Raw genomic sequence first — 11,527 nt, 5'->3', positions numbered from 1 at the left:
TGTGTCGGGTGGGGTTGGTTTGTTCGCGGGGGGGTTGGGGGGGGGGGGGGCCCCCCCCCGGGGGGCCCCCCGCCACCGCACTACGACGCGGACCGCTCGCCGCTGCCGAGCCGGGGGAACGGGTCGGTCGAGAACACGACCTCCACCGACACCTCGAAGTAGCGCGCGATGCGCAGCGCGAGGTGCAGGCTGGGGCTGTACTCACCCCGCTCCAGGTAGCCGACGGTCTGGTAGTGGATACCCAGCGCCTCGGACAGCTCGCGGCGCGAGACGCCGCGCTCCGCGCGCAGCATCGCGATCCGGTTGTAGACGGTGTCGCTCACTCAGACGCCCCTCTGCATCGCCGCCTGACGACGGTGCTCCATGTCCGACCCGGACTCCCGGCGGGCCATCCGGCGCAGGATGCCGGGTGCGACCACGAACCCTACGACGGCCCACAACCCGAGCACGCCGAACGTCTCCCAGTGCCGCCACGAGCCGTACAGCTCCGCGGTGACGGCCGAGTCGGGCAGCAGCGCGGACCGGGTGCCCAACCCCATCCAGTACACCGGGAACAGCTGGGCGATGCCCTGGACCCAGCCGGGCAGCGCGGTGATCGGGTAGAAGATGCCCGAGATCGCCACCACCGGCATGATCGGCAGCATCGTGTAGCCCATGGCGCCCTGCGGCGACTTCGCGAGCGAACCCGCCACCGCGCCCCACGGCAGCGTGGCCAGCAGGCCGACCACGATCGTGAGGACCAGCAGCAGCCACCCGCCGACACCCGCGCCGGACAGCCCCTCGACCAGGAACGCGCCCGGCACCAGGATGATCAGCAGCGCGGTCACCGTGTCCAGCGAGGTCTGCGTGATGCGGCCGACGAGGTAGCCGAGCATGCCGTGCGGCACGGCCTTGGCGCGCAGCAGGGTGCCGTCCTCGCGGTTGACCGACAGCTGACCCGCCGGGCCGACCAGGCCGCCGAAGGCGACCATCATGCCGATCATGCTCGGCAGCGTGGCGGCGGCCAGCGACAGCGACGTGCCCGCGAGCGAGCTGGACCGCTGGAACAGCAGCACGACCAGGAAGCCGACCGAGGTGAAGAGGTTGAAGAACTGGTCGTAGCTGGTCAGGGCGTGCCGGTACTCGCGCAGGCCGCGCCGCAGGCCCAACCGGACCGCGTTCGTCGTGGTGTTCACAGCGTCACGACCTCCTGCTCCCGCTCGGGGTGCGCCTGCTTGCTCTCGAAGCGCTGCACGAGCGCCATGTAGGTGTCCTCCAGCGAACTGCGGCGCACCTCCAGCTCGGAGACGCCGGTGGCGTGCCTGCCCAGCAGGTCCCGGACGAACGCGGTCGCGTCCTCGGTGGCGTGCACGTGCCGGGTGCCGTCCTGGGTCCAGCGCACCTCGGCCTTGCCCTCGACCTGGCGGGACAGCAGGTCGGGACTGCCGTCGGCGATGATCCGCCCGCCCGCGAGCACCAGGATCCGGTCGGACAGCTTCTCCGCCTCGGCCAGGTCGTGGGTGGTCAGCAGGATCGTCATGCCCTCCAGGTCGGCCAGCCGGTGCACCAGGTCGTGGAAGTCGCGCCGGGCGTGCGGGTCGAACCCGGCCGTCGGCTCGTCCAGGAACAGCAGTTCGGGCTTGCCGACGATGCCGATCGCGACGTCCAGCCGGCGGCGCTGCCCGCCGGAGAGCTTGCCGACCTTCTTGAGCGCGTGCTCGGTGAGGCCCACCGTCTCGAGCAGTTCGTCGGTGTCGAACGGGCGCGGCCGGCTCGGCGTGCCGTAGGGCGCGTAGTAGCTGCCGAGGTGGTCCAGCAGTTCGCGGACCCGCCAGCGACCGTGGTCGCGCCAGGACTGGAGCACCACGCCGAGCTTGGCCCGCCACGCCTCGTCGCCCTTCTCGGGGTCCTCGCCCAGCACCCGCACGTGGCCCGCGGAGGGCGTGCGGAAGCCCTCCAGGATTTCGATCGTGGTGGTCTTGCCCGCGCCGTTGGGCCCGAGCAGCGCCACCACCTCCCCTCGTTCGGCGACGAAGTCCACCCCGTGCAGCACGTCCACGGCGCCGTAGGCCATCCGCAGATCGCGCACGTCGATGATCACGCGCACCACCTCCCCCTAGTCGTGACTGTAGGCTGCTTTGTAGCACATCTACTATCGACCGTACGAGCCAAATGATGGAGCGTTCCCCTGACGGCATATTTACTTCACAAGTTCATGAAAGTTCCGTAGCTTGCAAAGCAGGTCCCTGAACGCACTGGGAGGTGTGCGCAATGACCGGAACACTGCGAACGACGCTGCCCACGACGCGCAGCACGCCACTGGATCCCCCGCCCGAGCTGGGCCGGATCCGCGAGCAGGAGCCGTTGGCCAGGCTGGAGTACGCCGACGGGCACCTCGGCTGGCTCGTCACGAGCTACGAGTTGACGCGGGAGGTGTTGGCGGACAACAGGTTCAGCAACCGGGCCGAATTACAGCGGTTCCCGTTCGAGATCGGCGGCCAGGTCGTGCCGCCGCAGCCGCCCGCGAAACCCGGCATGTTCATCTCCATGGACCCGCCGGACCACACGAAGTACCGCCGGCTGCTCACCGGGCAGTTCACCGTCCGGCGGATGAACCTGCTGCGGCCGCGGATCGAGCGGATCGTGGCGGACCACCTGGTCGCGATGCGCGAGCACGGGTCGCCGGTCGACCTGGTACCGACGTTCGCGCGGCCGGTCCCGTCGCTGGTGATCTGCGAGATCCTGGGGGTGCCCTACGAGGACCGGGCGGAGTTCCAGCAGAACACCGACCGGATGCTGCGCCTCGACCGGACGTTCGACGAGATCATGGCGGCGTTCGCCAGGATCGAGGAGTTCGTCGCGGACCTGGTGCGGCGCAAGCGGGTCTCGCCGGGCGACGACATGCTGTCCGGGCTGCTGGAGTCGGGCGAGCTGACCGACGAGGAGGTGGCGAACATGGGCGTGCTGCTGCTCGTGGCGGGGCACGAGACCACCGCGAACATGCTCGCGATCGGCACCTTCACGCTGTTGCGCAACCCCGACCAGTTGGCGGCGGTCAAGGCGGACCCGTCGTTGGTGGACAACGCCGTCGAGGAGCTGATGCGGTTCCTGACGATCATCCAGTTCGGCACGTCGCGGACGGCGCTGGAGGACGTGGAGTTGGCCGGGCAGGTCGTCCGGGCCGGCGACTCGGTGATCATCTCCACCCCCGCGGCCAACCGCGACCCGCACCGGTTCGAGCGGCCCGACGAGCTGGACGTGCACCGTCCGGCGAGCGGGCACGTGGGGTTCGGGCACGGTATCCACCAGTGCCTCGGTCAACAGCTCGCCCGCATCGAGATGAGGGCGGGCTTCGGCGGGTTGTTCCGCGAGTTCCCGGACCTGGAGCTCGCGGTGCCCGCGGAGGAGGTGCCCATGCGCACGGACATGTCCATCTACGGCGTGCACAGCCTGCCGGTGGCGTTCTCATGAGGATCGAGGTCGACCCGGACCGGTGCGCCGGTGCGGGCATGTGCGCGCTGACCGATTCCGACGTGTTCGACCAGGACGAGGTGGACGGCACCGTCGTGCTGCTCACGCCCTCGCCCTCCGAGGAGCACCACCGGTCCGCGCGGGAGGCGGCACACCTGTGCCCCGCCGGCGCGATCCGCGTGGTGGAGTGACCGGGGAGGGGCGCCGGCCGTCGTGGCGGCGCCCCTCGTCCCGTCAGGGGTTGCGGACCAGTTCGACCAGAGCGCCGATCTCCTGGTCGCCGCGGCCCTGCTCGACCGCGCGCACCAGCAGGTCGCGGACGTGCTCCAGCAGCGTGCCGTCCAGACCGCGCGACCGGCCGACGTCCACCAGGTGCCCGGCGGCGTGCGCCTGCATGGCGATGGTGGCCTCGCCGCCGGCGTAGACGCCGGTGTCGATCTGCTCGGCCAGGCCCGGGAGGAACGACGCGACGGCGGTGAGCCAATTCGCGGCCATCGGCAGGAATTCGCGGGCGCGGACGCCTTCGTGGCCCACCAGTGCCGCGGCGTGGAAGAAACCGATCAGGGTCGAGTACATCATTCCGAGCAGCGCCGTGTCGTGCAGTGAGGCGAATCCCGGGTCGGCGCCGAGGTGTTCGGCGCGACCGAGTGCGCGCAACGTGGCGGCGTGGTCGGCGAAACTCTCGGCGGGCCCGCTGTAGAACACGAGGGCGTCGGCCGATCCGACCACCGACGGCGGGTTCATGATCCCGCCGTCGAGGTGCGTCCCGCCCTGCCCGCGGACCAGTGCCGCGGTGTCCCGGGCCTGCTCGGGTGTGGTGGTGGTCAGGTCGAGCACGGTCCGTCCGCGCAGGTCGTGGCCGGTCAGCACGTCGAGCACGGCCGCGTGGTCCAGGACGCACACGACGACGAGCGGCCCGGCCGCGAGCGCGTCGGCGACCGAGGGGGCACGGGTGGTGCCCTCCGGCCCGACCGCGCCCGACCGGGTCCAGGTGGTGGTGGGGTGCCCGGCGCGGACGAACGCGGCGGCGAGCGCGGCGCCCATCCGGCCGAGGCCGAGGACGGTCACGGGGTGTTCGTTGGTCACCGCACCATCGTTGGTCGGCGCGGTTAGGCTGATCAAGTACGCACAAAAAGGTAACCGGTTTGTCGAGACGGGGGGCCGGCATGCGGGCGAGAACTCCGTTCCACTGCGGCGTGGACGCGGCGATGGACGTGATCGAGGGCAAGTGGAAGGTGTTGATCCTGTGGGCGTTGCAGGACGGCGGGAAGCGCTTCGGTGAATTGCGCAGAATGCTGCCGGGGGTGAGCGAGAAGGTGCTGACGCAGCAGCTGCGCGACCTGGAGGCGGACCACGTCGTGCGTCGGGACACGTGGCCGGAGGCGGTGCCGCGGGTCGAGTACTCACTGACCGAAACGGGAGCGTCCCTCAACCGGGCCTTGGCACCGCTGGGCGTGTGGGGCAGGCTGAACCGATCCGCAATCGAATCCGCACGTCAAATGTGAACACGATTGCAAGGTGTCCACCGAGTTTAGCACTTTGCGTTCACTCGGTCGTGTTTCGTACACCCACACAGCACAGTGGACATGGCCACTACCAGCAGAAACGTTCGGGCAGTTAGGTGATTCGTCATTCCTTTTGGCCCAACTGAAGAAATTTCTCTTTTCCGATTCGCCCTTCCGGACGATCCTGGACAACGCAAGCAGTTCACCGAAACCGGAGGTGCGAAATGGGCCTGCTCGACACCATCCTGGGCTTGATCACCAACCTGCTGAACACCCTCCTCGGCTCCCTCCCGATCTGATCCGAGGAATTCCGGAAGGGCCGGGTTTCCGACACCCCGGCCCTTCCGGCACGCCCATTCCACAAATGCCCGACCCGGTCACCGGACAGCGACCGCGGCGGCTCGGGCTCAACCCGCTCGTGACGCGAGGTAGTAGGTCAACGCCACCACCGTGCCGGACCCGAGGAGCTCCTGCCGCCGCGCCAATTCCGGAACCCGGCCGAGCGGGACCCACTCGACGCGCCCGACCTCCTCGGTATCGGTCGGCTCGCCGACGTGCTCGGCTTCCCGCCACAGGTAGATGTCGACCGGCGCGGTGATCTGTCCCGGCAACGGCTCGAACCCGATCAGGTGCTCAGGTTCGCCGACCGGCCGCCACCCGCTCTCCTCGGCAGCCTCCCGAGCCGCGGCGGCAGCACCCTCTTCGCCGTCCTCGACCAGGCCGCCGAGCAGTTCGTAACCCCACCGGTCGATCGGGAAGCGGTGGCGCCACAGCATGAGCGCTTCCTCCCGATCGTTGACGATCAACGCGATGGCGATCCTCGCGAGGTGGACGACGTGGTACTCCCACCTTCGGCCGTTCGGCGCCTCGACGTCGGCGAGCGCGACCTTGACCCACCGGTTGTCGTACACCAATCGCTCGCCATGAACCCGCCAACGCCCGTCCTCGCCCACGCGCGCACCATATCCACGAACCACTCCCGCGGCCGTGCCGGCGGTCGGCGCTTCCGTCCGGAGGCCGCCGGTGTCGCACCGAAACCGCGACCGCACAGCGACCCGGGGCCTGAAGACGCTCTGTCGAGCAGCGTTCCCGCTGCTCAGCGTAGGGCGGGTGGGGCTCGAACCCACGACCTGACGGATTATGAGTGTCCAAAGTCACGTTGCAGATAGCGCTCACCAGCGGCTTCGGGATGCAGCAGGTCGTGATTGCACTCGCCGAACAGCCTTGGAGGCTCATGTTCATGGACAGAACCATGGACAGTCGATCAAGATGCCGCCGCTACGAGGCCAGCAACCACGGTCACCCTTGCGTATCGGCCTGACGTGCTGCAAGTGTAACGCCAGCACGAACGCATCGGCGGACATGTTCCGTCGCCGCAGCACTCTTATGTGCATCGGCCTCTAGGGCAGACCGAATCCAGGCCAAGCCTTTCCCTTCGGGAATTCCGTAACCAAGACCAAATGACTCCAGTTCACCAGTTCGCACAGCCACCAGCCCCATACCCTCAAGCGTTTCCATCATTCCAAGGAAACGGGTTTCCACCTCCTTCGGGAGTGCAAAAACCCCAGACTTCTTGAGTCGATCCCACGCACTTTCCCCCCCACGGGTGAGTGCACGAAACTTTCTCTTCATCTCAGAATCCCATCGACGCTCACCGTTTTCGTCGAGAACTTTATTCAAGAGATCCAAAACCGACTCGACTACATCAGATACCAGAACGCCTTCTCGCGGCTGATTAAGAACCTTGTGGCAGTGCTTGAAATCTTCCCGAATAATGGACCAGTCCCCCTTAAGGGACTCAACAAGGCTCGACAGTACAGTCTCGTCGTTGAAAATATCAAAATCCACAGATGCTACAACCGGAACCTTAATTTTGGCAAGAGCATCCGCGACCGATCGAATACCTGTCTTTCCGTTAGAGGGAACGAAAAGAATCTCGCTAGGGGCTATCTCAAGTTGGGATTGGTCGTGTGCGTGATCAATAGCTGCCGCGTAGAACGTACAGTCTCGGCTCCCCTCGGCAACGACTACAAGATTATGAAACAAGCCATCTAGAATATTGCTATAGCGCAACACTGGATCTCGCCAGATTTCCGATATAGCCACGGGATTCAACTGGTCGACCGAGTTTACGTCACCTACCCTAGTGAGCCGCGCAATCGATAGAGGGCATTCACTTTGAAGTAAACCGATAAGAATATTTCGATCATGAGTGGCCACAACTATCTGAACGTTTCTCTTACGAGACAGATCACCCAGAATGCGGCCGAACTTTACAGCCTGAGGGGGATGCAAGAATACTTCGGGTTCATCAAGGATGATCACCGAATAGACGGATGTCACGATTGCCAGAACAAGCCACATAAAGGACTTCATTCCGTCCCCCTGCACCTCTAGCAGCGGGAGTCGATCGAGTTCCTTTCGAACACGGATAAGGTTTTCATCTACAATACGAAGTTCCCGTAACCCGACTGGCTCCACCCCAACGCGCAGAGTTACAGCGTTTCCCACATTGTCCAGAGTCAAATTCTGATTAAACACATCGAAAAATAGTAGGCACACTTCGTCCCGCAGCTTCGGGTCGTCTTCAAGGTAATGCAGCGGGTGCGAGGGCGGGCTATCCGGACGCTCCCTTTTACCTATAGTGAAGTTGAGGTTCGAGCGATTCGTTGCGCTTTCATAAAAGACAAAATGCGGATAAAAGTCTCCCAAATCACCAGTTTTTGCACGCTCATGCACCTGGCGAATATTTACATCGTCGATGCCGGGAGACCCATTCCTGAAGTACCGAACACCCATACCAAGATGTGACGAATCAGTCTCTAGTGACGTCCTTTTAATCCAACGAAAGAACAGCTCCATGTCCTCTGTAACCCACGTTTTCAGGCCAGACAAAATTGAAACTTGCGAGTTCATAGAGATGTGACCGGGCCCCTTGTGCAGCCACTGGTCAAGCTGCGATAGCAGCGATGACTTTCCTACATTATTTCCACCGACAATAGCGGTGACGCCCGCACCGGAGACCTGCAACGTCTGCCCCATCAGGCCGAGTTCTGTCAACTGAAACGGGGACTCGGTTTCGCCAATGAACAAAAGTTCATCTTTATTCGACATCCGAGAATCATAGCAGCGGCTTGGATCTTCCAGCAAGCTGACACCCGATTGATCGACTATGATTCAATCTGGCACTAATGCCATGGAACGCGTAGAATACTACCCGTGACACGAAACCCCGATGAACTTAGTTGGCAACGTCACGGAGAACGTGTAGTTTACGACAGTCCGTGGATTACAGTTCGATTGGCAGATGTAACTTCGCCCGATGGCGCAAGGTTTGAACATCACACAGTCAAGCTTCACCATGTCGCAATCGCATTGATCTTGAACGAAAATGATGAAGTCCTAACGCTTTGGCGACATCGATTCGCCGTTGACCAGTGGGGATACGAATTGATCGGCGGCCTTGTCGAGGACGGTGAAGACCCTGCCTATACCGCAGAGCGGGAAGCCATTGAAGAAACCGGTTGGCGCCCTATCGGAGAACCCGAAAATATTGCAACTTTTCAACCGCTGCCTGGGATGATAGACGCACCCATACATACTTACGTGTGGCACCAGGCCGAGAAGATCGGCGAGCCAACAGACAAGGAAGAAGCAGCGAGGATAGAATGGATTCCGGTTGGCCAAATGCTTGACCTTATAAAGCACGGAAAAGTTCTCGGAGCCGGGGCCATCGTGCCGATTCTTTTCTACCTAGCCTCACATGACACGGGGAACTTCGGGGTCAGCTAGCTCGAATTTGGCGAGACGCCGCTGTTGACGATCGGACCCGATACGTGAGGCCAGTTGCTTTGCTTTGCGCACATAGTCGAGCGCTTCCGTCCTGCTACCCGCCGCCGCGTAGGCAAAAGCCAAGTCAACGTACATGCTTAGTTGGCCACGAATGGCACCGCGTGGCGATGAGTCCAGTTCGTGTGCCGCTGCTGTCAAGTTTTTGATTGTGTCATGGCTTTCTAGTCGCAGAAGAGCACTTCCCCTCCAACGGGCCAGATGACCATCGTTCATGAGCAAGAAGGGTAGCTCGGGGTCAATCGGGTGTGATGGGAGGAGAAGCCGAGCCTCGTCAAAGGTGCGCAAAGAAGCGCTCCGGTTCCCTGTGGCGGCCAAGCCTTCGCCGTGTGCTGCTGCAAGCCAGCTTCGTAGGAGTGATGGGGCTCGGTTTTCTGCTATGTGGCGCGCGTATTCGATGAGTTCGACTGCTGCGGCTGGTTCGCCTATGTCGAGGAGGATCACGGCCTGTTGGGCTACGGCGTGCGCGAGGAGGTAAGGCGAGTCCGCTTCTCGTGCGGAGACTTTGGCGTCCTCGTGGTATTGCCAGGCCTGGAGTTGCGAGCCACGGTCCAGGGCGGTCCAGCCTGCGAGGGTTCGGGCGTCGGTGAGGATCGCTGCCAGGCGTTCGCGGTGTTGGGGGCGGACGCTGAAGGCTCGGACGCTCTCCATTTGGCGGACCAGGTTGTTTAGTTGGTCTAGGACCACGATGGCGCCGAAGTGTTGGTCGGAGGCTCGTAGGTCGTTGACCTGGCGTTGGAACAGGTCGAGGGTTTCGGAGTCGATGCTGCGGGCGACGGTCAGGCGGTCGCGGAGTTCTTCTGCCGACTCGTTTTGGGGTTCCGGTGGGAAGCCCAGTTCCTCGTTTGTTCGGCCGTAGAACTCTCGAAAGAGGCGGCGGTAGCCTGGGTCCGTCACCTCTACCCGGCCGTTCTCCCAGCGGGAAAGCATGACCGGTAGGGCCGACTCGCCGGCTACCGTCATGCCTAGCGCTCTGGCCCTGGTTGTGATGAAGTGGATCACTTGGGCCTGCGTGCGGCCTGACTCCCTGCGGATCGCCTGGAGTCGGGTCGGTGGTGTGCTTCCCCGGCTTTGCGCTGGCACGTCGTCCCCTGTCCCCTAGGGTCGTGACCTGCGTGGCTAACTCGACTTAACAGCCGTCGGGTTAGGTCCTGCCAATTACTTCCACCCCTTGCTGCGCGGTCTGCTGTTCGCATGGAAGCGACACGGAGACCGGATGACGACTACCGCGGACTAGTTCTTTCTTCGCTGGTCGTCATCGAGTTTGTTGGTGAGCGTGCCGAGTTGGGCACGCAGTCCGCGAATCTCGCGGATGATGGTGTTGAGCAGCGGGATTATCGGGTTTTCGGTGGGGACCGTGTTCTCTGCCGATTCCGGCGGGGTTTTGCCGGTGAGTACCGCTGTCAGGTGCTGAGGGTGCCAGTCGAGGGCGATCGACAGGGCTTCGAGCGTGCGCGGGTTGCGGCGGCGCTGGATTCGGGCCTGTTGGATCTCGCGGACGATTGCGAGCGAGACTCCCGACTTCTCCGCCAGTTCCCGCTGCTTCAGCGCCAGTTCGGCCGCACGGGCGTTGACCGCCTCCGCGACGGCCGACCAATCCTCTGCCACGTACGCCTCCGTGCTCCGCCTCAGCGCCGACGTTAGCGCGCAGATCAGGCCGCGAGTGGAGCAAAGACTGACATCAGCGGCTATTGAGCCATTATCAACGCCTATGTCAGCGCTTCGGAGCGGTGAAATCAGTCTTCCGGAGGTGTGACCAATGAGTGCTGCAAGTGGGGCGGGTGGCAGCTCGCCGTTGTTCTACACAGTCGCCGAGGCCGCGCGAATCCTGCGGGTCGACGCGGCGACCGTCTACCGGGCGATTCGGGAGAACGCGTTTCCCGCTGTCCGGCTTCGGACCCGGTACGTCGTGCCGGCTCGGGCGGTCGAAGAGCTGGCCGAACAAGCCGCTGCGTCGGGTGAGGTCGTGGACGTCGCGCGGCTCGCTGCGGATCGGCGCAACGCTCGCGAGGTACGGCGGTTGGCCGGGGGTGCGCCGTGGTGAACCCGGAGGACTACTACGAGATCGTCGCGGCCGACCTCGACCGGTACGCCCAGGTTCCCGACGACGTGCTGTTGGAGATCGTCACGCGGGACGGGCGGTGCATGTGGCTCGTGGCCGAGGACAAGCCGATTGGGGACGGGGAGGAGTTGAGCGAACAGGAGCTGGCGGCGCGGGTGTGCGCGGGGTGCACGGTGCGGGCGGCTTGCCTGGAGTTGGAGTTGCGGACGGGTGGGGCCGACACGGTCGGCGTGTGGGGTGGCCTGGCTGAGGACGACCGGCGTGCGCTGTACCGGGTCTGGCTCGTACGGCGGGAAGGTGGGGAGTCGTCATGAGCGTGGAACTGACGGCCACCCAGGTTCTTGCCGGGTTCGGCGGGTTCGTGGTCCTGGTGCTCGCGTGGCGGGCCGGTGGTCGACGGTCTCGCAGGGCGGCTGACGCGGCACGGGGTGGTGCGCGGTTGCTGTCGCTCGCGGGGCGGGTAGTGGTCACGGCGGGTGCGATCGTGGGTGTTCAGTGGCTGGTGATCACCCACGGGCGGAACACCACGTTGGTGTGGGTGGTGTTGGGGCTGCCGGCGCTCTTCGCCGCCTACACCCTCACCAGGGCGCTCACGGTCGCCACGCACGACCGGCGGGACGGTCGGCGATGAGTCGGAACGGGAAAGGGGTGGTCGCCTTCG

The 11,527-nt window shown here is 64.4% G+C and carries 15 protein-coding genes; 7 read left to right on the top strand and 8 right to left on the bottom strand.

All coding sequences use genetic code 11. From position 1 onward, the window contains the following. Window positions 1-80: 80 nt before the first annotated feature. From AB0G50_RS02175 to AB0G50_RS02165, 3 genes are read right to left on the bottom strand one after another with little or no spacing between them, the layout of a single operon-like run. Window positions 81-323, bottom strand: a complete 243-nt coding sequence (locus tag AB0G50_RS02175; protein ID WP_360101240.1) for a helix-turn-helix transcriptional regulator — start codon at window positions 321-323, stop codon at window positions 81-83. Next, on the bottom strand, window positions 324-1,175 hold the full coding sequence (locus AB0G50_RS02170; protein WP_360101237.1) for an ABC transporter permease: 852 nt from the start codon (window positions 1,173-1,175) through the stop codon (window positions 324-326). Next, on the bottom strand, window positions 1,172-2,053 hold the full coding sequence (locus tag AB0G50_RS02165; protein ID WP_360101274.1) for an ABC transporter ATP-binding protein: 882 nt from the start codon (window positions 2,051-2,053) through the stop codon (window positions 1,172-1,174). The genes AB0G50_RS02170 and AB0G50_RS02165 overlap by 4 nt, the downstream gene beginning before the upstream one ends. Before the next feature lie 197 nt (window positions 2,054-2,250). Here AB0G50_RS02165 and AB0G50_RS02160 point away from each other — a divergent pair, with 197 nt between their 5' ends. Beyond that, window positions 2,251-3,450 carry a cytochrome P450 gene (locus tag AB0G50_RS02160; protein ID WP_360101234.1) on the top strand — a complete coding sequence of 400 codons (1,200 nt, stop codon included), beginning with the start codon at window positions 2,251-2,253 and terminating at the stop codon, window positions 3,448-3,450. Next, the gene (locus AB0G50_RS02155; protein ID WP_360101231.1) at window positions 3,447-3,641 is read left to right on the top strand and encodes a ferredoxin; all 195 of its coding nucleotides are present in this window, start codon (window positions 3,447-3,449) and stop codon (window positions 3,639-3,641) included. Before AB0G50_RS02160 ends, AB0G50_RS02155 begins: the two co-directional genes overlap by 4 nt. A 43-nt stretch (window positions 3,642-3,684) precedes the next feature. On the opposite strand, the gene AB0G50_RS02150 is transcribed toward AB0G50_RS02155, so the two are convergent. After that, window positions 3,685-4,536 (bottom strand): NAD(P)-binding domain-containing protein, encoded by an 852-nt coding sequence (locus AB0G50_RS02150; protein ID WP_360101228.1) that lies wholly within the window; start codon window positions 4,534-4,536, stop codon window positions 3,685-3,687. Between the two features lie 80 nt (window positions 4,537-4,616). On the opposite strand from AB0G50_RS02150, the gene AB0G50_RS02145 reads away from it, so the two are divergent. Next, complete coding sequence (locus AB0G50_RS02145) at window positions 4,617-4,955, top strand: helix-turn-helix domain-containing protein (protein WP_360101225.1); 339 nt, start codon at window positions 4,617-4,619, stop codon at window positions 4,953-4,955. A gap of 407 nt (window positions 4,956-5,362) precedes the next feature. Here AB0G50_RS02145 and AB0G50_RS02140 read toward each other — a convergent pair whose 3' ends face one another. After that, window positions 5,363-5,866 (bottom strand): NUDIX domain-containing protein, encoded by a 504-nt coding sequence (locus AB0G50_RS02140; protein ID WP_360101222.1) that lies wholly within the window; start codon window positions 5,864-5,866, stop codon window positions 5,363-5,365. Between the two features lie 388 nt (window positions 5,867-6,254). Beyond that, window positions 6,255-8,105 (bottom strand): ATP-binding protein, encoded by a 1,851-nt coding sequence (locus AB0G50_RS02135; RefSeq protein WP_360101219.1) that lies wholly within the window; start codon window positions 8,103-8,105, stop codon window positions 6,255-6,257. Between the two features lie 69 nt (window positions 8,106-8,174). On the opposite strand from AB0G50_RS02135, the gene AB0G50_RS02130 reads away from it, so the two are divergent. Next, window positions 8,175-8,747, top strand: a complete 573-nt coding sequence (locus AB0G50_RS02130; RefSeq protein ID WP_360101216.1) for an NUDIX hydrolase — start codon at window positions 8,175-8,177, stop codon at window positions 8,745-8,747. Here AB0G50_RS02130 and AB0G50_RS02125 read toward each other — a convergent pair. Further along, window positions 8,715-9,806 (bottom strand): tetratricopeptide repeat protein, encoded by a 1,092-nt coding sequence (locus tag AB0G50_RS02125; RefSeq protein WP_360101213.1) that lies wholly within the window; start codon window positions 9,804-9,806, stop codon window positions 8,715-8,717. The genes AB0G50_RS02130 and AB0G50_RS02125 overlap by 33 nt on opposite strands. Window positions 9,807-10,037: 231 nt before the next feature. After that, window positions 10,038-10,412, bottom strand: a complete 375-nt coding sequence (locus AB0G50_RS02120; RefSeq protein WP_360101210.1) for a hypothetical protein — start codon at window positions 10,410-10,412, stop codon at window positions 10,038-10,040. Window positions 10,413-10,563: 151 nt separating this feature from the next. Between AB0G50_RS02120 and AB0G50_RS02115 the strand changes: the two genes are divergently transcribed. Genes AB0G50_RS02115 through AB0G50_RS02105 form a run of 3 tightly spaced genes read left to right on the top strand, consistent with a single transcriptional unit; the run spans window position 10,564 to window position 11,497 of the window. Beyond that, window positions 10,564-10,848 (top strand): helix-turn-helix domain-containing protein, encoded by a 285-nt coding sequence (locus AB0G50_RS02115; protein WP_360101207.1) that lies wholly within the window; start codon window positions 10,564-10,566, stop codon window positions 10,846-10,848. After that, complete coding sequence (locus AB0G50_RS02110) at window positions 10,842-11,180, top strand: WhiB family transcriptional regulator (RefSeq protein ID WP_360101204.1); 339 nt, start codon at window positions 10,842-10,844, stop codon at window positions 11,178-11,180. Before AB0G50_RS02115 ends, AB0G50_RS02110 begins: the two co-directional genes overlap by 7 nt. Then, on the top strand, window positions 11,177-11,497 hold the full coding sequence (locus AB0G50_RS02105) for a hypothetical protein (RefSeq protein ID WP_360101201.1): 321 nt from the start codon (window positions 11,177-11,179) through the stop codon (window positions 11,495-11,497). The genes AB0G50_RS02110 and AB0G50_RS02105 overlap by 4 nt, the downstream gene beginning before the upstream one ends. Window positions 11,498-11,527 lie beyond the last annotated feature (30 nt).

The organism is Actinosynnema sp. NPDC020468 (assembly GCF_040642015.1).
GTDB lineage: Bacteria > Actinomycetota > Actinomycetes > Mycobacteriales > Pseudonocardiaceae > Actinosynnema.
Note: the sequence above shows the minus strand (reverse complement) of the source record. Positions and strands in the feature narration are given on the sequence as shown.